We start from the raw sequence: 22,802 nt of genomic DNA on the forward strand, positions 1-22,802 counted from the left end.
CTTTTCCCTAACCGGTCTAGTCGATTGCCAACACTTTAACCGGCTTCATTAAATGTTTTTTTGTTGGGTGCTGAGCATAAATTGCTAAGCACTTGCCTGCAGAATTTATCATTAAAAAGAATGGTTCTTTTTTTAACTCTTCATCTTCCGTACACGGCAATACCGCGCCGTTTTTCACTTTCTCTGCTAATGTATCACTAATTTGAAGTTTCGGCAAATGATTAAGAGCTTCTTCGATCGAATGTAGTTTCTCATTGATCGTTTCTTCTTCTACCGCCCGCTCAATATCTTCAAATGTCACACAATCTTCCAGTGAAAACTGCCCCGAACCCGTTCGCTGCAAATACGACATATGAGATGGATAGCCAAGAGCTTCTCCAATCATCACAGCAAGCGTTCGCACATATGTACCTTTGCTGCACGTTACGCGGAATTTGAAGGAAATTTGTTCTCCCTCAAATGTAGCGCGATCATCCAGCAGTTCAAAGTTATAGATATGAATGGTTCTAACAGGGCGCTCTACCTCGATTCCTTGCCTTGCATATTCATATAGTTTTTTACCTTTGACCTTTACCGCTGAATACATTGGAGGGACTTGCTGAAGTTCTCCTGTCATCGAAGACAGCACTTCTTCGATTTGAGCACGTGAAAAAGAATCCACTACTTTCTTTTCTTCTACAACCTCTCCGGAAGAATCTTCTGTTGTTGTAGAAAATCCGAGTGTAACTTCTCCTTCATAGGTTTTAGTAGCTCCTGTTAGATATTCTACAATTTTGGTAGCTCTACCGATGCAAATAGGCAATACCCCTGTAACGTCTGGGTCTAATGTGCCTGTATGCCCTACTTTTTTAGTACGAAGCAGCTTTCGGACTTTAAACACACAGTCGTGCGAAGTCAGGCCAGCTGGTTTATGTAAAACTAAAACACCGTCCACTCATTCTTCATCTCCTTTTCATTTAAAAAAGGGTGTCTCAGAAGCAAAAACCACTTTTGAGACACCCTTTTTTGTTTCTACATTCACTGATCTTATTCGTTCTCTTGATGGTCATCGCTTTCTTTTTTAATTTCATGAAGCAATGATTCAATTCGATTACCATAATCAATTGATTCATCAAACTCAAACGTAATTTCAGGTGTTTTACGTAAGCGAATGCGCTGACCGATTTCTGAGCGAATAAATCCTTTTGCTTTCGCAAGTCCTTTTAACGTATTCTCACGCTGTTCAGCATCTCCTAAAACAGAGATATAAACTTTCGCTTGCTGTAAATCGCCTGATACTTGAACATCTGTTACAGTCACAAAACCGATGCGCGGATCCTTGATTTTACGATTTAAAATCTCGCCCATCTCTTTTTTCATTTGTTCTCCGACTCTAGTTGCTCTTATGTTCATCTGTGTCACCCCTTTTATAACCAATCAAAAGTTGTAATGGTACGTTCAATCTCTGGAAAAGAATCAATCAAGCTTAGCGCTTTTTGCAGTTCTTGTTCCGTTGTGACACGGCTAGATGAGACTGCGACAATGCTAATTTTTGTTCGTTGCCACACATCTTGAAAATCAGTTTCTGAAACTGATACGTTAAACCGCTGCTTCAAGCGCATCAAGATGCGCTGAAGCACGGCACGTTTTTCTTTAAGAGAAGCAGCATCGTAAATTAAGCATTCACACTCCACTAGTCCAATCATTTAGGATCAATTTGCTCCATTACATATGCTTCAATAATATCTCCTTCTTTAATATCATTGAAGTTTTTAATTGTAATACCACACTCATATCCTTGAGCGACTTCTTTTGCATCGTCTTTAAAGCGTTTTAGCACATCTACTTCACCTTCAAAGATAACAATTCCGTCACGGATTAAACGAATTCCACTGTTACGCGTAATTTTACCGTCTGTTACGTAACTTCCTGCGATTGTACCAACTTTTGATACTTTGAATGTTTGACGTACTTCCACTTGACCGATGATTTTTTCAGCAAACTCAGGATCAAGCATTCCTTTCATCGCAGATTCAATTTCTTCAATTACTTTATAAATAATGCGGTGAAGACGAATATCTACGTTTTCTACGTCAGCTGTACGTTTTGCTCCAGCATCCGGACGCACGTTAAAGCCGATAACGATTGCGTTAGAAGCAGTTGCAAGAATGATATCAGATTCTGTAATCGCACCTACACCCGTATGGATAATACGAACATTTACACCCTCTACATCAATCTTTTGAAGAGCAGCAGCCAATGCTTCTACAGAACCTTGTACGTCTGCTTTTACGATAAGGTTTAAGTCTTTCATTTCACCTTGTTTAATTTTTTCAAATAAATCATCTAAGCTTACGCGAGACTTTTCACCGCGCTGTTGTTCAAGCTGCTTTTGAGCACGAGCTTCTCCGATTTGACGAGCTGTTTTCTCATCTTCAAACACTAAGAAACGATCTCCAGCTAACGGAACTTCGTTTAAGCCAGTAATCTCAACCGGAGTAGATGGTCCTACTTCCTTCACACGGCGGCCGATATCATTTACCATTGCGCGAACGCGGCCAAACGTATTTCCGACTACGATTGGATCACCTACGCGTAGTGTACCAGTTTGAACAAGAAGCGTTGCTACAGACCCACGGCCTTTATCTAGCTGTGCTTCTACAACTGTACCTGCTGCACGACGGTTAGGATTTGCTTTTAACTCTTCTACTTCACTTACAAGTAAAATCATTTCAAGCAATTGATCGATACCTTCACCTGAAATGGCTGAAAGCTTACAGAAGATTGTTTCTCCGCCCCACTCTTCAGCTACAAGGCCGTGCTCCATTAGTTCTTGCATAACGCGATCTGGATTTGCTGCTTCTTTATCCATTTTGTTAACCGCAACAATAATTGGCACTTCTGCCGCTTTTGCATGGTTAATCGCTTCAATTGTTTGAGGCATTACACCATCGTCTGCTGCAACAACAAGGATTGTAATATCCGTTACTTGCGCACCGCGCGCACGCATCGTTGTAAATGCAGCATGCCCTGGTGTATCAAGGAATGTAATTTTCTTTTCGTCAACCACAACTTGATAAGCACCGATATGCTGCGTGATACCGCCTGCTTCTGCAGCCGTTACTTTTGTGTTACGGATAGAGTCAAGAAGCGTCGTTTTACCGTGGTCAACGTGACCCATGATTGTAACAACTGGAGGACGCACTTGAAGGTCTTTTTCGTCATCAATGATTTCTAATGATTCAAAAGCAGTGTCATCTACCACTACTTCTTCTTCAACTTCTACACCGTATTCTCCGGCAATTAGTTCGATAGAATCTTTATCTAACTCTTGGTTAATTGTTGCCATTACACCAAGCATAAATAGTTTTTTTATAATTTCAGAAGGCTCTTTGCCTAATTCTTTTGCTAACTCAGAAACCGTTAAGCTTCCGACAAACGTTACTTTTTCCGGTAACTCTTTTGCAGCTGCTGGAGCTGGTCTACCTTTTGGTGCCTGTGACTTTTGTGCCTGTGGCTTTTTGTTACCTTTATTGTTTCCTTTGTTAGCTGTTGATTTTGTATTTTTATTCAATACTTTCACCCCCATAAAATTAACCGAGCATCGTTGCTAGCTTTTTAGCAAATCCCTCGTCCATAACGGCTACCACAACTCGAGCATCTTTACCAATCGCTTGACCTAGCGTGTAGCGATCGGGAACGATTTTAACCGAAACGTTGTAGTAAGAACATTTATCCGTTACTTTTTTCTTTGTGTTTTCAGACGCATCGCTTGCTAAAAGTACTAACTTTGCTTTTTGTTTCCGAACTTCTCTAACCACAAGTTCTTCTCCAGAAATCAATTTGCGTGCACGGTTTGCAAGCCCTAAAAAGGAGATCCATTGTTCATTCATTAGCGTGACTGTTTCTCCTTTTCTACAAGCGCTAGCAACTCTTCATAAACCGCTTCATCTATTGACGCGCCTAAATGTGTCGAAAGCACATTTTTCTTTTTTGCCAATAAAATTGCTTCTTTATCCTTGCTTACATAAGCTCCGCGCCCGGACTTTTTACCCGTTACATCAACTGAAACGTCGCCTTCTTTTGAGCGTACAACGCGTACTAGCTCTTTTTTAGGCTTCATTTCTCCAGTGGCCACACATTTTCGCATCGGGACTTTTTTACGATTGTTCACCTTGGCTCACCTCTTATTCCATATCTTCATCTGAATCAAATGCATGTTGACTTACTAGCATATCATCGCTGTTTTTTACAACCATACCTTCTTGCTCAGCTTCTGATTGACTTTTAATATCAATTTTCCAACCTGTCAGCTTAGCGGCTAGACGTGCATTTTGTCCACGTTTACCAATTGCAAGTGACAGCTGATAGTCAGGAACGATAACAGTTGTTGCTTTTTCATTTTCATCTACAATCACATCTACTACCTTAGATGGACTTAAAGCATTGGCAACAAATTCAACTGGATCATTTGACCAGCGAACGATGTCAATTTTTTCACCTTTTAGTTCATTCACAACAGCCTGTACGCGCTGACCTTTTGGCCCAACACAAGAACCGACCGGATCTACTTCAGCATACTCAGAATGAACAGAGATTTTTGAACGGTCTCCAGCTTCGCGAGCTACTGATTTTAATTCAACTGTACCGTCATAGATTTCCGGTACTTCTTTTTCGAAAAGACGTTTTAAAAGACCTGGGTGTGTACGTGAAACATAGATTTGTGGGCCTTTTGTTGTTTTTTCTACTTTCGTAATATACACTTTAATACGATCATGAGGTTTATACTGTTCATTTGGCATTTGCTCGCTTTGAGGAAGCAATGCTTCAATTTTGCCAAGGCTCACATAAATGAAGCGCGAATCTTGACGCTGAACAATACCTGTCATAATATCTTCTTCGCGATCACTGAACTCTGAATAGATAACGCCTCGTTCCGCCTCACGAACACGCTGTGTAACAACTTGTTTTGCTGTTTGAGCCGCGATGCGTCCAAAGTCTTTTGGCGTTACTTCGATTTCAACCACATCGTCTAGCTGGAAGTTAGGGTTGATTGTTTGTGCTTCTTCAACCGAAATTTCCAGACGTGGATCATATACTTCATCAACCACATCTTTGCGAGCAAACACGCGCATTGAACCTCTTTCTAAATTTAAATCAACGCGTACGTTTTGCGCTTGGTTAAAGTTGCGTTTGTAAGCAGAAATTAGCGCTGCTTCAATTGCTTCAATAATTACATCTTTGCTAATGCCTTTCTCTTTTTCAAGAATGACTAAGGCATCAAATAACTCACTGCTCATCGTTGGATAATCCCCCTTTAATATTGGCCCCTACACATTAAAATACAATCGCTAATCGAGCAAAAGCGACTTTGTCATATGGTAAAACCACCGTTTTTGTGCGTGTTTTGATACGAATAGATAATGTGACAGTTTCTCCGTCAAATGATTGTAATTCGCCTTCAAATTCTTTTGCACCTTCAATTGGTTCATATGTTTTTATGTATACATGCTTACCAATTGCACGTTCAAAATCTTTATCTTTTTTTAATGGGCGTTCCGCACCAGGTGATGATACTTCTAAAAAATAGTTATGAGGGATTGGATCTACTGCATCCATTTTCTCACTCAATTTTTCACTTACTGCTCCGCAGTCTTCGATATCCACGCCGGTATCAGAGTCGATAAACACACGTAAAAACCAATCTTTTCCTTCTTTTACGTATTCAATTTCAACAAGCTCTAAATTCATTTCCTCTAAGATAGGGGAAACCATTTCTTCCACTGTTTGTTTTACATTTTTACTCATTCTAATCCTCCCTTCGAGACATTGCATGGTATGTTTAGGTTACGCGTTTTTTATGTCTCTTATATCAAAAAAGAGTGGTTTATTTGCTATTTTTATTTTGCACTCTATAAGAGGTCTAACCTACTAGAGTGGAAATGTTGTCATTTGTGTTGCAGGATTTTAAACGTCACATAATAAATCAATCATGGTGATTGAAAATCTACAGAAAAAACGAATCATGCTAGAAGCCGATTCGTTCTCCATACTACTTACTATGTCAGTAAGTTCATATCAATAAGAAAGAGCGGGTTTCCCCACTCTTTCTCGTCCGTATCCTTAGCATTTCCACAATTACTATATCATAACCGCTTATTTTATGCAAATGTTAGAAAAGAGAAAGCTGGTTCTGATCAGGTAATGATTCAAGACATCCATGGTTGTCTAGATACTCTAAAATCGTCTTCGATACTTTGCCTCGCTGCTGCAAGTCTTCTTTCGATAAAAACTCTCCCGTTTCACGAGCTTTTACAATGTTCAGCGCTGCATTTGTGCCAAGACCGGGAATGGCATTAAACGGTGGAACTAAAGACGTGCCGTCAATTAAAAATTCGTCTGCGCTCGATTCATATAAATCTACTTTTTTAAATGAATAGCCTCGTTCGCACATTTCTAAAGAAAGCTCAAGCACCGTTAATAAGTTTTTCTCTTTAGGAGATGCATCTAAACCTTTGGCATTGATTTCTTCCATCTTCGCTCGAATGGCAGTTGAGCCTTTGATCATCGTATCAATATCAAAGTCATCTGCACGAACCGTAAAGTATGCTGCGTAATAAAGAAGCGCGTGGTGCACTTTAAAATAAGCTATACGCACGGCCATCAATACATAAGCAGCCGCATGGGCTTTAGGGAACATATACTTAATCTTTTTACAAGAATCAATATACCAGTCCGGAACACCATTTTTGATCATTTCCTCTTCAAATTCAGGTGTTAGCCCTTTCCCTTTACGTACAGACTCCATAATTTTAAAGGCAAGTGAAGGTTCAAGGCCTTGATAAATCAGATAAACCATAATGTCATCACGACAGCCGATTACTTCACTTAAGTTGCAAATATCATTGCGAATTAGCTCCTGCGCATTACCAAGCCACACGTCCGTCCCGTGCGACAGTCCCGAGATTTGAACAAGCTCTGAAAACGTCGTTGGCTTCGTATCTTCTAACATTTGACGCACAAAGCGCGTTCCAAATTCAGGTATGCCAAGCGTTCCTGTTTTACACATAATTTGCTCTTCTGTTACGCCAAGTGATTCCGTTCCGCTAAAAATTTTCATAACTTCAGGATCATCCGTCGGAATCGTTTTTGGATCAATTCCACTTAAATCTTGAAGCATGCGAATCACGGTCGGATCATCGTGTCCGAGTATATCAAGTTTTAATAAATTATCATGAATCGAATGGAAGTCAAAATGAGTTGTTCTCCATTCGGAATTACGGTCGTCAGCTGGAAACTGGATCGGTGAAAAATCGAAAATATCCATATAGTCCGGTACAACGATAATCCCCCCTGGATGCTGACCCGTTGTACGTTTTACACCCGTACATCCTGCTACTAAACGATCCACTTCTGCGTTTCGTAAATGTAAATCACGATCACCGGCATAGCCTTTTACATAGCCATAAGCTGTTTTTTCGGCCACTGTACCGATTGTTCCCGCGCGGTATACATTATCTTCTCCAAACAGTACTTTTGTATAGTTATGAGCTCGCGGCTGATACTCTCCAGAAAAATTCAAATCGATGTCGGGAACTTTATCTCCTTTGAATCCTAAGAACGTTTCAAACGGAATATCGTGTCCATCTTTAATAAATGGTACGCCACAATCGTCGCAGCTTTTGTCCGGCAAGTCGAATCCAGAACCAACGGAACCGTCATTAAAAAACTCAGATTTCTTACATTTTGGACAAACATAATGCGGCGGCAGTGGGTTTACTTCTGTAATTTCCGTCATCGTCGCAACGAATGAAGACCCTACGGAACCACGTGAACCAACTAAGTAACCATCATTCAAGGATTTTTTAACGAGTTTATGCGAGATCAAGTAAATAACAGCAAACCCGTGGCCGATAATACTTTTCAACTCTTTCTCTAGACGAGCTTCTACCACTTCAGGCAGCTCTTCACCGTAGATGCTGCGTGCCATCGCATAGCTCATTTCACGCATTTCTTCGTCTGCACCTTCAATTTTTGGCGTATATAAATCATCTTTAATTGGTTTAATATCGTCAATCATATCCGCTATTTTTTGCGTATTATGAACAACAATTTCTTTCGCTTTGTCCCCGTCTAAAAATGAAAAACAATTCAGCATCTCATCCGTTGATCTAAAATGAACATCCGGCAGCTGGTGACGGTTTAACGGGTTAGCCCCGCCTTGTGAACCAATTAAAATTTTTCGGTAAATTTTGTCTTCCGGATTGAGATAGTGAACATTTCCTGTTGCTACAACCGGCTTTCCAATCTTTTCACCGAGCTTTACAATATTGCTAATAATATCTTTTAAGGCTTTCTCATCTCGCACTAAATCTAGTTCAATTAAGTGCTTGTAGTTGTCAGGAGGCTGTACTTCGATGTAATCATAAAATTCAGCTGCTCCTTCTACTTCATCAATTCCTTTTTGCATCATGCCTTCGAATACTTCGCCTCGGTCACATGCGGTTCCAATCAAGATGCCTTCTCGATATTTGTCGAGCTGAGATCTTGGAATTCGCGGAACTCGATAAAAGTAATTTAAATGAGAAATCGAAACGAGTTTAAATAGATTTTTTAAACCTGCGTCGTTTTGTGCTAAAAGCGTCGCATGATAAGGACGGGCCCGCTGATATGCATTCCCTTCTCCCATATAATCATTTAAGCGATCGTGCATCGTAATTTCACGTTCAAATGCATCTTTCAGCATTTTATTTAACAAATAACCGGTTGTTTCCGCATCATAAATCGCGCGGTGATGCTGTACAAGTTCAATATCAAACTTTTTAGCAAGAGTATTTAAACGATGGTTTTTCATATGCGGATACAAAAATCTTCCGAGTTCAAGCGTATCAATAACGCCGTTAGCTGCTTTTTCTAATCCGATTTTTTGCAGCCCCATATTTAAAAATCCCATATCAAAGCTTGCATTATGAGCGACTAAAATACTGTCGCCCATCCACTCGTGAAAATCCCGAAGTACTTCTGAGATTTCAGGTGCATTTTGGACCATATCATCTGTAATACCCGTCAGCTCAATTGTTGTTGCAGACAGAGGATGATGAGGATTTGCAAAACGTTCAAATCGATCGATGATTTCGCCTTCTTTCATCTTCACGGCAGCAAGTTCAATAATGGTATCGTATACGGCTGACAAACCGGTTGTTTCAACGTCAAATACTACGTAAGTTGCTTCTGTCAAATCCACATGCTGCGGATTATAGGCAATCGGCACACCGTCGTCTACTAAATTGACTTCCACTCCGTACAGTATTTTAATGCCGTTCTTTTTCCCGGCTCCATACGCTTCAGGAAACGACTGTGCAACCGCGTGATCAGTTATCGCTACAGCCGGATGTCCCCATTTTTTGGCTTGTCCGACTAAAGCTCCAACAGATGAAACGGCATCCATTTGACTCATTGGCGTATGCAAGTGAAGTTCCACACGCTTTTCATCTTCAGGCGCTGTATCCTGTCTAGCGGGACCGGTAATCTCGTTAACATCATTTCCAATCATAACTAGATCACGGACAAATGTATCGTTTTGTACACTTCCGCGAACCTTTACCCACATTCCTTTTTTAATCGCTTGAAGTAAAGGAATATCTTCTTTGTCACGCGAAAACATTTTAACCATAATAGAGTTTGTATAATCTGTCACTTTAAAAATAAGAAGCGTACGTCCGCTTCGTAATTCTCTAGTTTCTGCATCAAATACGTATCCTTCAACGGCAATTCGCTTTTCTTCATCCACAATGGAGTCCAGGCGAACCGTCTCGTCTTTAATCGTATATCCAATTGTAAGCGGACCTTTTGGTAGGTCTGGTCCATCACTTTTTTCATTTTCTTTATTTTGCATTTCTGTGATGGCTTGTAATACTTTTTCTGTATCTTCTTGTTTTCGTTGCTCTACAAACTGCTGAAATGCTTCTTCTGAATGTACAACTTCCGTCATTAGCTGAAGGTTCGGGAACCCATAGGACGCATACTGATCAGCAATTAACTGACTATACTTTTTACGTAAAGCCGTTCCTTCTGCATCATGTCGTGCGTTCACGATCAATTTAGCACCGTTTAATCTCGGCATTTGATCTTGTAAAAGCGACTGTAAAAGCGGAGATATGCCCTGCATTTCCCCAATACAATGCTTCCAATATGACTGTACATGCTCTTCCGTACATTCTTTATTAACGGTTTGAATAGAAAAAGAAACACTCGCAATATGAGAAAAAGCTGAAGACATGCGAGCATGGAATAACTCATAAATCTCAAAAGGTAATAACCCTTCTAAAGAAAAATGGAAATGCCATTTTTTTTGTTCTTTCTGAATGACGAGCTTTTCAATCGCTGCGTTTTCAAAATAAGGAACAATTTGATCACTCGTCAGCTCTAACTGCTGCAGCAGCAACTTAAAACGCTCCTTTTTTCCTAGCGTTTGTGCTTCCAAGTTTTCTGCCTCCTTTTATAAATGAGTGCAATCTATTTTAACATAAATGACTTCTATTCTGTCATATGTTCTGTTTATAAACATAAAAACAGCAGGGATACAAATCCCCGCTGCTTCATTACTTCGCTAGCAGTTCTTTCACTGTGGAAACAAGATTGTCAACTGACACTTCTAACGACTCTCCTGTTTTACGCACTTTTACTTCTACAATTCCTTCAGATGCACGTTTTCCAACTGTTACTCGAACAGGAAGGCCAATTAAGTCTGAGTCTGCAAATTTCACTCCTGCACGCTCTTGGCGGTCATCTAACAGCACTTCAAAGCGATTATCTAATAACTCATTATATAATTTCTCACCTAGTTCACGCTGTTCATCATTTTTCACGTTAACTGGAATAACGTGCACTTGATAAGGCGTAACAGCTTCTGGCCATAGAAGACCATTTTCATCGTTAAACTGTTCTGCAATCGCAGCAACTGTACGAGAAACACCGATACCGTAGCAGCCCATAATCATTGGCTGGCTGCGTCCATTCTCATCTAAATATGTTGCTCCCATTGCTTCACTGTAGCGAGTTCCTAGCTTAAAGACGTGTCCGACTTCAATACCTTTAGCAAACTTAATAACACCTTGTCCGTCTGGTGACTGATCTCCTTCTTGAATAAAGCGGAAATCCTCGTAAGTTGCATTAAAGTCACGTTCATTCACATTTGTATAGTGATAACCTTCTTCATTTGCTCCGCATACACCGTTAACAATTGCTTTTACAGCATTGTCAGCTACTACTTCTACTGAATCGCTTACGCCAATCGGTCCTACTGAACCAACTGCACATTTTAATACTTCTTTTGTTTCTTCTGGAGTTGCCAATTCAACAACGGAAGCTTCAAAATAGTTTTTCACTTTAATATCGTTTACTTCGTGATCTCCGCGAACAAGTACAAGCACAAAACGATCGTCTACTTTAAATAAGAGTGACTTGATACAAGAAGTCGCTTCAACGTTTAAGAAAGCAGCTACGTCTTCAATGCTATGCTGATTTGGTGTTTCCACTTTTGTTAATTCTTTTTCGGCTTCAGTTGATTTTTCATACGTATTTACAACCGGTGCCATTTCAACATTGGCTGCATAAGAAGATGTATCTGAATAAGCAATTGTATCTTCCCCAATTTCAGAAAGAACCATAAATTCATGCGTATCTTTTCCGCCCATTGCACCTGAATCAGCGATAACCGCACGGAAATTTAATCCGCAGCGCTCAAAGATGCGGCTGTAGGCAGCAAACATTTTGTCATATACTTCATCTAAACTTTCTTGAGAAGCATGAAACGAATATGCATCTTTCATAATAAATTCACGACCGCGTAATAATCCAAAGCGTGGACGTTTTTCATCGCGGAACTTCGTTTGAATTTGATATAAATTTAGCGGTAAACGTTTATATGACTTCACTTCGTCACGAAGCAAGCTTGTGATAACTTCTTCGTGTGTTGCTCCCAAAGCAAATTCACGGCCGTGACGATCTTTCATACGCATTAACTCAGGCCCATATGAATACCAGCGCCCAGACTCTTGCCACAATTCAGCTTGTTGTAAAGCAGGCATCAATAATTCGACAGAACCAGCACGGTCCATTTCTTCACGAACAATTTGTTCAACTTTTTGCAATACTCGCTTACCAAGCGGTAAGAAGCTGTACACCCCGCTTGCATTCTGGCGCATATAACCTGCGCGCAATAGGAGCTGATGGCTTTTTATGTCCGCATCAGCTGGCACTTCTCTTAATGTAGGAATCAATGTAGAACTTTGTCTCATAACCTCGCACCTCTTTGCTTACTTCTCTATCTTATTTTTTTAAGGCGGACCATGCCGCAATTTTCATATAATCAGCGAGGGAATATCCCTCGCTGAGCGTATGTCTTATAAAAAGAACTTTTGAATATCGTTCCACGTTACAACGAGCATCAGCAGCATTAATAAAGCAAAACCGATAAAATGAACAATGCCTTCTTTTTGACGATCAATTGGCTTACCGCGAATTCCTTCTACAGCGAAGAACAATAGTCGTCCTCCATCTAAAGCAGGAAGTGGGAGCAAATTGACAATCCCTAAGTTAATACTTAAAACGGCTGCCCATTTCATTAGATAATAAATGCCTGACTGTGCTACTTGATCAGTTGCTGCGTAAATACCTACAGGACCAGAAAGCATATCCAGTTTGAACTGTCCTGTCACAAGCTTCCCTAGACCCGTTAAGATTTCTTTCATCCACGTATATGTTTCAGTAGCTCCGTGCGTGATCGAACCAATGAATGACTTTTCAACCGGTGCATATACGCCAATTAATCCAATTGTCTGTTCCCCAACTTTGCGACTTTCAGGTGTAATTGGAATATCTAGCGTTTTGCCGCCGCGCTGAACCGTGAATGTAATTTGCTGTTCAGGATGTTTTTGAATTACTTTTACGACATCATCCCACGTTGAAACACTTTGTCCATCAATTGCTTGAACTTTATCTCCTTGTTTGAGTCCCGCATCAACGGCTACTCCATCTGATGTTAATTTGCCCATCACGGGTTTGTCAACAACATATCCTTGAGAAATCCCAAGAACGATAAAAATAACAAAGGCTAATATAAAGTTCATTAGCGGACCAGCGAAAATGGCTAGCGCACGCTGACCAAGAGTTTTGGAAGCAAACTGACGGCTGTAAGGCGCAATTTGAATTTCTTCTCCGTCCATAACGAAGTAAGATTCTTCTGCTACCTCGAATTTTTGCAGACGTTCATCTTCACCTTCTTCATAACCTGAAATAAATAGATTATGCTCTAAGTCTGCTTGCTCTACCTCAATAACTTTTGCATTTGGATGCTGTTCCTTGTTATTAATAATGACTTTATTTACTTTGCCTTCCTTATCAAACATGAGGCCCACCATTTGACCAGGCTTTACTTCGATCATTTCTGGGTCTTCTCCAGCCATTCGAACAAATCCACCTAGAGGCAGCAAGCGAATGGTATAAACTGTTTCATCTCGTTTAAATGAAAAGATTTTGGGACCAAACCCAATGGCAAACTCACGGCATAAGATGCCTGCACGCTTTGCAAAAACTAAATGACCAAGCTCATGAAAGAATACAAGAGCTCCAAAAATGACGACAAACGCAATGACTGTGTTCAATGGGTATTACCCCCTTCATGTAATAGAGTCAAACCTCCACCCACCAAAAATAAGTGAGTGGCTTCTCTCGCACGCACATTATCGAGAGATGGCGGATCTAACAAACTCTCTTGCTTCTAAATCTACTTCTTTAATAGTAGATAAACAAGGTTTCTGTATTACAGTATGTTCATTCATTGCTTTTTCAATCACATCTTCAATTTGTAAAAATGTAATGTGACCATCTAGAAAGGCTTGAACAGCTTCTTCATTAGCTGCATTTAAAACAGTCGGAAGTGTTCCACCCGCTTTGCCAGCCTGAAATGCAAAAGCTAAACAGCGAAAACGCTCTTCATCCATTTTAGCGAAATGAAGCTGGCCAATATCCGCCAAACTTAAACGCTTGGTGTTAGGCAAAGACATGCGTTTTGGATACGTTAACGCGTATTGAATTGGCACGCGCATATCAGGCGTTCCAAGCTGAGCAATAACGCTTGTATCAGAATACTCTACCATAGAATGAATGATGCTTTCCTTATGTAACAATACATCAATTTTCTCATAGGGAAGATCAAAAAGCCAATGTGCTTCAATCACTTCTAGTCCCTTATTCATCATCGTTGCCGAATCAATTGTAATTTTAGCTCCCATTGACCAGTTTGGATGATTTAACGCATCTTCAACCGTTACTCCCTGTAGTTCTGCTCTCGTCTTATCTCGAAAACTCCCTCCAGAAGCCGTTAAAATTAAACGGTCTATTGCTTTTTGATCTTGCCCTTGCAAACTTTGAAAAATAGCCGAGTGCTCACTGTCTACCGGTAAAATATCAGCGCCATATTCCTTGGCTGCTTCCATGACAAGGTGACCAGCGGTAACAAGTGTCTCCTTATTTGCAATAGCAATTGTTTTTCTCATTTTGATTGCTTCTAGCGTAGGAGTCAACCCTACACTTCCAAGAACAGCATTTACCAAAACTTCTGTGGATGGATGAGTTGCCACTTCCACAAGCCCTTCTTCTCCATAAACAAATCGAATAGAAGGGAATTCTGCTTGCAGTGACAGACAATCTTCTTTCTTCATCACAGAAACAAGGGCTGGCTTACACTGCTGAATAATCTTTCTTGCTTCATTAATATTTCGACCTACAGAGATTGCTGAGAGCTCAAAATGCTCAGGATGCGCTCGAACAATATCAACGGTTTGAGTACCGATTGAACCTGTAGCTCCTAACAAGGAAATTTTCTTCAAGTATATTCACTCCTATTAAAACAAAGACATCTTTTTTATAGAGATAATAAAAAAGCTAAAATTGGCATGATGAACATTAAACTGTCAAAACGGTCTAAAACCCCACCATGACCTGGTAAAATCTTCCCTGAATCTTTTACACCATAGTGACGTTTGAACGCTGATTGTACAAGATCGCCCATCTGTCCAAATAACGATACGATAATACCAATTACAAGTAGTTCGATCATGGTTTGATCAATATTTGCTAACAGCTTAAATACAACGGCTACTACGATCGCGCATACGACGCCACCAACAAAACCTTCAATTGTTTTATTAGGGCTGATTTCCGGCCATAGCTTTCGTTTCCCCATTGCTCGTCCAATAAAATAAGCTCCTGAATCCGTCGCCCAAATAATAAGGAAAGCAAAGAACAAATAAGCTAACCCGAACTCTTGACGAACCTCGATAAAATAATGAAAGCCAAAGCCAACATATACTGTCGTTAATAAAATAAACCCAACGTCATCGAAGGTAAATTTATTTTTGACGACAACCGTGTACATCAACAGAAGAAGGACAGCAGCAAGCGCTACTTCTATCTTATGTTCACTTAAGAATTGAAATGCAACATCTCTTCCGTTTGGCAGTAAAAACATCCAAGTTAGCAATAAACTAATGATACTTGGAAAAGACATTGCTTTCAAATGTTTCATTTTTAAAAGTTCAATTACACCAACTGTTCCGATTACATACATGATAAGGGTAAAAGGTAACCCTCCAATTAAAACAATCGGCACAAATACCGCAAGTGCTACAATCGCGGTGATAATGCGCTGTTTCATCTTGTTTTCCACACCTTCTTATACACCACCAAAGCGGCGACCGCGCTTTTGAAACGCCTCGACTGCTTCGATTAAATGATTTTCTTTAAAATCTGGCCATAATACTTCTGTAAACCAAAACTCTGTGTAAGCTAGTTGCCAAAGCATAAAATTACTTAAGCGAAGCTCGCCGCTTGTACGAATAAGCAAATCCGGATCTGGAAGGCTTTTGCTCATCAAATAGGAAGAAAATAAATTTTCTGAAATAGAAGAAGAATCTACTTTTCCCTGCTCTACATCTTCTACCAATGACTGAATAGCGCCTATAATTTCGTGACGGCTACCATAATTGAGCGCGAAGTTTAAAATCAGCCCCGTGTTATGCTTTGTTCTTTCAATTGCGTTATCCACGGCTCGAATCGTATGGGCAGGGAGCTCACTTTTATCTCCCATAATACGAACTTGCACATTTTTTTCAATTAGCTCAGGCAGAAAGGTTGTTAAAAATTCTTCTGGCAGTTTCATTAAAAACTCGACTTCAGTTTTGGGGCGCTTCCAATTTTCAGTGGAAAATGCATATAAAGTTAATACTTTAACACCTAATTCATTGGCCAGTCTGGTCACATGACGCACTACCTTCATTCCTTCATGATGGCCCATCATGCGAGGAAGAGCTCGTTTTTGCGCCCAACGACCGTTCCCATCCATAATAATTGCGATATGTTCAGGAACAGGGTGCTGTTTCACTTGATCTTTTCGTTCTGACAAAGACAGTGTATTTAAATCTTGACTTTTCTTCCATGCTTGAAATTTTCTTAACATGCAAAGGTCCCCCGTTGTACGCTCTCACATAAACGTGTGGCTTATGTGAGTTTTTTCTTACTACACATTATTAACAAAAAAACCCCCTGTAAACAATAGAGGGTCTTTTACAATATATTTTACCTTGAAATGACTTAAACTGCCATAATTTCTTCTTCTTTATCTTTCGCCACTTTATCCACTTTTACGATATGGTCATCTGTTAGTTTTTGAATGTCATCACTGTAGCCGCGTAAATCGTCTTCAGTAATTTCACCTTTTTTCTCTAACTTTTTGAAATCGTCGTTTGCATCACGGCGTACGTTACGAACCGCAACTTTTGCTTCTTCAGCATATTTTTTCACCATTTTCACTAACTCACGACGACGCTCTTCCGTTAAAGCAGGAATCGATAAACGGATAATAGTTCCATCGCTTGTAGGTGTTAATCCTAAATCAGATTTTAAAATGGCTTTTTCAACTTCACCAATTTGTGATTTGTCATAAGGCTGAATAACAAGCATACGAGCTTCTGGTACGCTTACTTGCGCCAATTGGTTGATCGGTGTTGGTGCACCGTAGTATTCTACCGTTACGCGGTCAAGAAGTGACGCGCTTGCACGTCCAGCACGAATTGATGCTAGTTCACGACTAAATGATTGAATTGCTTTTTCCATTCTTTCTTTTGCGTTTTGCAACACTTGTTTTGGCATGTTTATTTCCCCTTTACAATTGTTCCAATGTTTTCGCCTGTTACGGCACGTTTAATATTGCCTTCTTCCGTAATTGAAAAAACAATTAGCGGAATATCGTTGTCCATACATAATGAAGAAGCTGTAGAATCCATAACAGCTAGTCCATCTTTTAAAACATCAATATACGTTAATGTTTCGTATTTTACAGCATCAGGTACAAGCTTAGGATCTGCATTATAAACGCCATCTACATTGTTTTTAGCCATTAAGATAACGTCAGCCTCGATTTCAGCTGCACGCAAAGCTGCTGTTGTATCTGTAGAGAAATAAGGGTTTCCTGTACCCGCGGCGAAAATAACAACGCGTTTTTTCTCAAGATGACGAACAGCTTTTCTTCTAATATAAGGCTCTGCTACTTGTCTCATCTCGATAGAAGTCTGAACTCGTGTTTGCACACCAATGTTCTCTAAGCTATCTTGAAGAGCCAGCGAGTTCATTACTGTTGCCAGCATTCCCATATAATCAGCAGCTGCACGATCCATACCCATTTCACTACCAATTTTACCACGCCAAATGTTTCCACCACCAACGACTACAGCAATTTCCACACCTAATTCATAAACGGCTTTTACTTGTTCAGCAACAGATTTGATGATGGATGGGTTAATACCAAAACCATCTTCACCAGCTAATGCTTCTCCACTTAACTTTAATACGATACGATTATATTTTGCTTGACTCATGCTTACCTCCATCGTTAACGGTGAGATCTCTTTTGTAAAAAAGGGAACACACAGTGTTCCCTATACGGTCAAACCCTTACTTTTTAACTTGGTTCATTACTTCTTCAGCGAAGTTGTCTTGACGTTTCTCAATACCTTCTCCTACTTCAAAACGAACGAAGCTTTCAACAGTAGCGCCTTTGCTCTCAACGAACTGACGTACTTTTTGATCAGGATTTTTAACAAATGTTTGATCTAGTAAGCAAATATCTTCGAAGAATTTGCCAAGGCGACCTTCAACCATTTTTGCAACGATTTTTTCTGGTTTGCCTTCGTTTAATGCTTGTTGAGTTAATACTTCGCGCTCACGCTCAGTTTCTTCAGCAGAAACTTGGTCACGAGAGATGTATTTAGGGTTGATTGCAGCGATGTGCATAGCAACGTCTTTTGCAACAGCTTCTTCAGTTGTACCAGATAATACTGTTAACACACCGATACGTCCGCCAGCATGTAGGTAAGCACCGAATGCATCAGCATCAGTTTTTGTTGCTACAGCGAAACGACGTAGAGATAATTTTTCTCCGATTGTAGCGATTGCAGAGTTGATGTGTTCTTCAACAGTTGCACCGTTTTCCATTTTTTGAGTAGCAGCTTCAGCAGCGTCAGCTGGTTTGTTAGCTAAAATGTGAGCAGCTAATTCTTTTGTTAATTTTTGGAAACCTTCGTTTTTCGCAACGAAATCAGTTTCAGAGTTAACTTCTAAGATAACAGCTTCGTTACCTTGAGTTTCGATGTAAGTTAGACCTTCAGCAGCAATACGGTCTGATTTTTTAGCAGCTTTTGCAATACCTTTTTCACGTAAGAAATCGATTGCTTGCTCCATATCACCGTTAGTTTCAGTTAACGCTTTTTTACAATCCATCATACCAGCGCCAGTTTTTTCACGTAATTCTTTTACCATTTGAGCAGTAATTGCCATAATGTGTAGCCTCCTTGTTTGGGTATGTAATTAATGTATATAAATGGGTTAAATCTTTTCAAAAAAAGGTGATAAAAGGCTATTCCCCCTTATCACCTTTCACGGAATTAAGCAGTAGTTGTTTCAGTTTCAACTGCTGTTTCTTCACCTTGTTTAGCTTCTAAAATAGCATCAGCAACTTTAGAAGTTAAAAGTTTAACAGCACGAATTGCATCATCGTTTGCAGGGATTACATAGTCAATTTCGTCTGGATCACAGTTAGTGTCTACGATACCAACGATTGGAATGTGTAATTTTTTAGCTTCCGCTACTGCAATACGCTCTTTACGAGGGTCAATGATGAATAATGCATCTGGAAGTTGTTTCATATCTTTAATGCCGCCTAAGAATTTTTCAAGACGCTCTAACTCTTTTTTAAGTTGAACTACTTCTTTCTTAGGTAGTACTTCGAAAGTACCGTCTTCTTGCATTTTTTCGATATCTTTTAAACGTTTGATACGTTTTTGGATAGTTGAGAAGTTAGTTAATGTACCACCTAACCAACGTTGGTTAACGAAGTACATACCAGCGCGAGCTGCTTCTTCTTTAACAGAATCTTGAGCTTGTTTTTTCGTACCTACGAATAAAACAGTACCGCCGTCTGCAGCTAATTCTTTAACGAATTTGTACGCTTCTTCTACTTTCTTAACTGTTTTTTGAAGATCGATAATGTAGATGCCGTTACGCTCAGTGAAGATGTATTTCTTCATCTTTGGGTTCCAACGGCGAGTTTGGTGACCGAAATGTACACCAGCTTCTAGTAATTGTTTCATTGAAATTACTGACATGTGTTTTTCCTCCTAATGGTTTTAAGTCTCCTCCGCTTATTTCATCTTCAGCCGAAACTACAAAAAGTAGCACCATCAACCGAATCAACAAGCGTGTGTAATAACACCAAAAACAAATATAGCACACTCCTTTTTCACAAGCAAGCGTTTCATTAAGTTTATTGATGAAATTTCAATAATAATTCAATTTCAGTTTTCCCTCTGTGTAAATGTTTTGCAATTTCTTTAATTGTTAAACCTTGTTTCTTTAAATAAACGGAAAATTCTTTTATCTCTTCACATGACAAATCTTGAATTTGGTCTGTAGTTAATTCTTCAAACGATGTGCTTATACGTTTCTGACTTTCTTCTATAGAGAGAAGTTCATACAGTGACTCAGAAGGCTCACTTTTTAGATTCACTCTTTGAACAGGTACGTCTTCTTCCTCTACCAAAGGTGATTTCGCGCTGTTTTTTTCCGTTTCTGAAGAAAAGGCAATGGGACGCTGTTGAAGCTTTCGTAGAAACTTCTCGTTTTGTTCCTGAAATTCAGCGAGATATGACCCCAGGTAACAGAATCCATCATCATCATGACGCTCAACCCCTCATCTCGAAAGTATTCAGCAATAGAAGTAGCTGTATATGCTGCTTTCATTCGAAGTAGAGCAGGCTGATCAGAGGTAGCAACTACTACAACGGAGCGCTTTAACCCTTCCTCTCCAAGATCTCGTTCAATAAACTCTCTAACTTCTCTTCCTCGCTCGCCTACAAGGGCAATGACATTCATATCTGCTTTTGTATTGCGTGCAATCATCCCGAGCAGCGTACTTTTCCCAACACCGCTTCCTGCAAAAATGCCTATGCGCTGCCCTTGACCTACTGTTAGCAAACTATCAATCGTTCGTACCCCTACTTCAATCGGCTGTTCAATAGGCGGACGCTCTAAGGGATTAGGGGGGTCTTGATCGGTTAAAACAAACGGCAAATAATGAGAAAGTTCAGACCCATCTAAAGGGTTCCCTAACGAATCAAGCACTTGACCTATTAACTCTTTCCCCACGCTTACCTGCAGAGGTTTTTCTGTCGTTTCCACTAGGCAGCCAGGTCCGATATATCGAACAGATGTATAAGGCATTAAAACGACGTGCTCACCGTTAAAACCAACAACTTCTGCACGAATTTTATCTCCTCGTTCACTAAGATGAATAAAGCAAACATCTCCTATTGACGTTCTAGGTCCTTTAGATTCAATCATCATTCCTACTACCCGGCTGACTTTCCCGTACCGTTTAAAAGAAGATGTGCGCGGGATTTCATGAATGAGTTGTGCGACTTTCATGTTTACTCTCCTCTAACAAACGTTCTTTTAATTTTTTCTTCATTTCCGTTAACTGACTATCAAAAGAAGCAACAAGACGCCCATAAGAAGAATCGATGACACAATCCATTTCCTGAAGATTTTCATCTGCATAAATAAACAGCCCGGTTTCTCCGTTCAATAAATCGAACAGTTCTCGTTTATGTTCACATACATATGCATATTTTTTCGGAGAAACAAAAAGCTGGATTTCTTTATGTTCTCTAACTTCTTTTAAAGACCTTGCAACAAGTGATAAAAATGATTCATTTCTTTGAAGCTGCTCATTTAAAATCGTTTCAGCTAGGGTGAAACCTAATTCAAAGATGACTTCTTCAGATTGATTTATATATTCGTAGTACTGATTCTTTGTTTCGTCAACAATGTTTCGCGACATGGCTAATACATGTTCATACTCTTGTTTTCCTTGAAGCAGCCCTTCTTCGTATCCTTCTTCATAGCCTCGCTTTTGTTCTTGTTGAAACAGCAGCACCTTCTCTTCTTCCCACTGCTTTTTCAAACGTTCAACTTCGTTTTGAGCTTGTTTGCGGTAGGCGTCTGCCTCGGCCTTTATTATTTCAGCTTCACTGTGCGCTTGCTCAATAACGTGCTGTGCATTTTCTTGCTGAAGATGTTCTTCTGTGGGCTCATCTTGTATCGGAAAACCAAATGGAATGACTTGAATGTGCTTAGCATTTTCGTCTGAAAGTTTGTTCGTATAAGTTGATTTAATGATATTAGACAATAATATCGTCTCCTCCACCTCGAGCTAGTACAATTTCACCAGCATCTTCTAAACGTCTAATTGCAGCAACGATACGTGACTGAGCTTCCTCTACATCTTTCAAACGCACAGGACCCATAAATTCCATTTCTTCTTTAAACGTTTCCACCATACGGCTAGACATATTTTTAAAAATAATAGATTTCACTTCTTCACTTGCTACTTTTAAGCTCAACAATAAATCATCATTTTCTACATCTCGTATCACACGCTGAATAGAACGGTTATCGAGCGTTACGATATCCTCAAATACAAACATTCGCTGTTTGATTTCTTCTGCTAATGCCGGATCTTGAATCTCAAGCGTATCAATAATAATTTTTTCAGTCGCTCGGTCTACTCCATTTAATACTTCAACTACTGCTTCTAAACCACCTGTTTGAGTATAGTCTTGGGTAACAGTAGCAGAAAGCTTTCTCTCTAAAATTTGCTCCACTTCATTAATGACTTCCGGAGATGTACTTCCCATCGTTGCAATCCGCCTTGCAATATCCGCTTGCCTTTCCTGAGGCAGTGATGATAAGATTTGTCCTGCCTGCGGCGGCTCTAAGTAAGATAAAATAAGAGCAATCGTCTGAGGATGCTCATGCTGAATAAAATTTAACAGCTGCATAGGATCAGCTTTTCTGGCAAAGTCAAACGGACGAACTTGCAAAGAAGAAGTTAATCGATTGATAATCATCATAGCCTGCTCTGGTCCAAGTGCTTTTTCTAACACCTGTTTCGCATAGCTTACTCCTCCTTTTTCAAGGTAGTTTTGAGCAAGCGTTATTTGTTCAAACTCATGAAGCACAGCTTCTTTTAGAGACGGCTCTACTTTTCTCACTGAAGAAATTTCAAGCGTTAGTTGCTCAATTTCATCTTCACTGAGATGTTTATAGATAGAAGCTGATACATCCGGACCGAGAGAAATCAACAAAATTGCTGCTTTTTGCTTTCCAGTTAACTCATTTTTTTGCATAGCCTTTACCATTAGCTTTCC

General features: G+C 39.9%; 20 protein-coding genes and 2 pseudogenes. All 22 read right to left on the reverse strand.

The window, feature by feature from the left end:
• Positions 1 to 16: 16 nt before the first annotated feature.
• Positions 17 to 934, reverse strand: coding sequence for a tRNA pseudouridine(55) synthase TruB (truB, locus tag LIS78_RS21145; protein WP_252284317.1), 918 nt, complete (start codon positions 932 to 934; stop codon positions 17 to 19).
• Positions 935 to 1,026: 92 nt separating this feature from the next.
• The gene (gene rbfA, locus LIS78_RS21150; RefSeq protein ID WP_013058834.1) at positions 1,027 to 1,392 is read right to left on the reverse strand and encodes a 30S ribosome-binding factor RbfA; all 366 of its coding nucleotides are present in this window, start codon (positions 1,390 to 1,392) and stop codon (positions 1,027 to 1,029) included.
• 14 nt (positions 1,393 to 1,406) lie between these two features.
• Positions 1,407 to 1,685, reverse strand: coding sequence for a DUF503 domain-containing protein (locus tag LIS78_RS21155; RefSeq protein WP_013058835.1), 279 nt, complete (start codon positions 1,683 to 1,685; stop codon positions 1,407 to 1,409).
• Positions 1,682 to 3,550: pseudogene (gene infB, locus LIS78_RS21160) on the reverse strand (translation initiation factor IF-2); the annotation flags it as partial. The gene LIS78_RS21155 and the pseudogene infB, both read right to left, overlap by 4 nt.
• A gap of 22 nt (positions 3,551 to 3,572) precedes the next feature.
• On the reverse strand, positions 3,573 to 3,872 hold the full coding sequence (locus LIS78_RS21165) for a YlxQ family RNA-binding protein (protein ID WP_013058837.1): 300 nt from the start codon (positions 3,870 to 3,872) through the stop codon (positions 3,573 to 3,575).
• On the reverse strand, positions 3,872 to 4,153 hold the full coding sequence (gene rnpM / locus LIS78_RS21170) for an RNase P modulator RnpM (protein WP_013058838.1): 282 nt from the start codon (positions 4,151 to 4,153) through the stop codon (positions 3,872 to 3,874). Before rnpM ends, LIS78_RS21165 begins: the two co-directional genes overlap by 1 nt.
• Before the next feature lie 13 nt (positions 4,154 to 4,166).
• Positions 4,167 to 5,279 carry a transcription termination factor NusA gene (gene nusA, locus LIS78_RS21175; RefSeq protein ID WP_013058839.1) on the reverse strand — a complete coding sequence of 371 codons (1,113 nt, stop codon included), beginning with the start codon at positions 5,277 to 5,279 and terminating at the stop codon, positions 4,167 to 4,169.
• Between the two features lie 37 nt (positions 5,280 to 5,316).
• Positions 5,317 to 5,787: a ribosome maturation factor RimP gene (gene rimP / locus LIS78_RS21180; RefSeq protein WP_013084764.1), complete on the reverse strand. Its 471-nt coding sequence runs from the start codon at positions 5,785 to 5,787 to the stop codon at positions 5,317 to 5,319.
• Between the two features lie 364 nt (positions 5,788 to 6,151).
• Complete coding sequence (locus tag LIS78_RS21185) at positions 6,152 to 10,462, reverse strand: PolC-type DNA polymerase III (RefSeq protein WP_252284318.1); 4,311 nt, start codon at positions 10,460 to 10,462, stop codon at positions 6,152 to 6,154.
• Positions 10,463 to 10,580: 118 nt separating this feature from the next.
• A complete protein-coding gene (locus tag LIS78_RS21190) occupies positions 10,581 to 12,278 on the reverse strand; it encodes a proline--tRNA ligase (RefSeq protein WP_195782011.1) in 1,698 nt (565 codons plus the stop codon).
• A 105-nt stretch (positions 12,279 to 12,383) separates the two neighbouring features.
• Positions 12,384 to 13,643, reverse strand: coding sequence for an RIP metalloprotease RseP (gene rseP / locus LIS78_RS21195; RefSeq protein WP_025750292.1), 1,260 nt, complete (start codon positions 13,641 to 13,643; stop codon positions 12,384 to 12,386).
• A 78-nt stretch (positions 13,644 to 13,721) separates the two neighbouring features.
• Entirely contained in the window at positions 13,722 to 14,870 is a 1,149-nt protein-coding gene (dxr, locus tag LIS78_RS21200) for a 1-deoxy-D-xylulose-5-phosphate reductoisomerase (protein WP_252284319.1), read from the reverse strand.
• 35 nt (positions 14,871 to 14,905) lie between these two features.
• Positions 14,906 to 15,697, reverse strand: a complete 792-nt coding sequence (locus LIS78_RS21205) for a phosphatidate cytidylyltransferase (RefSeq protein ID WP_195782009.1) — start codon at positions 15,695 to 15,697, stop codon at positions 14,906 to 14,908.
• 18 nt (positions 15,698 to 15,715) lie between these two features.
• On the reverse strand, positions 15,716 to 16,498 hold the full coding sequence (gene uppS, locus LIS78_RS21210; RefSeq protein WP_195782008.1) for an undecaprenyl pyrophosphate synthase: 783 nt from the start codon (positions 16,496 to 16,498) through the stop codon (positions 15,716 to 15,718).
• A gap of 134 nt (positions 16,499 to 16,632) precedes the next feature.
• On the reverse strand, positions 16,633 to 17,190 hold the full coding sequence (gene frr / locus LIS78_RS21215; RefSeq protein ID WP_013058847.1) for a ribosome recycling factor: 558 nt from the start codon (positions 17,188 to 17,190) through the stop codon (positions 16,633 to 16,635).
• 2 nt (positions 17,191 to 17,192) lie between these two features.
• Positions 17,193 to 17,915, reverse strand: a complete 723-nt coding sequence (gene pyrH, locus LIS78_RS21220; RefSeq protein ID WP_028411409.1) for a UMP kinase — start codon at positions 17,913 to 17,915, stop codon at positions 17,193 to 17,195.
• Positions 17,916 to 17,991: 76 nt separating this feature from the next.
• Positions 17,992 to 18,873, reverse strand: a complete 882-nt coding sequence (tsf, locus tag LIS78_RS21225) for a translation elongation factor Ts (protein ID WP_013058849.1) — start codon at positions 18,871 to 18,873, stop codon at positions 17,992 to 17,994.
• A 107-nt stretch (positions 18,874 to 18,980) separates the two neighbouring features.
• Positions 18,981 to 19,700, reverse strand: coding sequence for a 30S ribosomal protein S2 (rpsB, locus tag LIS78_RS21230; RefSeq protein WP_013058850.1), 720 nt, complete (start codon positions 19,698 to 19,700; stop codon positions 18,981 to 18,983).
• A 158-nt stretch (positions 19,701 to 19,858) separates the two neighbouring features.
• Entirely contained in the window at positions 19,859 to 20,248 is a 390-nt protein-coding gene (locus LIS78_RS21235) for a hypothetical protein (RefSeq protein ID WP_434092365.1), read from the reverse strand.
• A pseudogene (locus LIS78_RS21240) lies at positions 20,248 to 21,018 on the reverse strand (ATP-binding cassette domain-containing protein); the annotation flags it as partial. The gene LIS78_RS21235 and the pseudogene LIS78_RS21240, both read right to left, overlap by 1 nt.
• Entirely contained in the window at positions 20,993 to 21,781 is a 789-nt protein-coding gene (gene fliH / locus LIS78_RS21245; protein ID WP_116076178.1) for a flagellar assembly protein FliH, read from the reverse strand. The pseudogene LIS78_RS21240 and the gene fliH, both read right to left, overlap by 26 nt.
• Complete coding sequence (fliG, locus tag LIS78_RS21250) at positions 21,774 to 22,793, reverse strand: flagellar motor switch protein FliG (protein ID WP_025750326.1); 1,020 nt, start codon at positions 22,791 to 22,793, stop codon at positions 21,774 to 21,776. The genes fliH and fliG overlap by 8 nt, the downstream gene beginning before the upstream one ends.
• Positions 22,794 to 22,802 lie beyond the last annotated feature (9 nt).

It is taken from the genome of Priestia megaterium (genome assembly GCF_023824195.1).
Lineage (GTDB): Bacteria > Bacillota > Bacilli > Bacillales > Bacillaceae_H > Priestia > Priestia megaterium_D.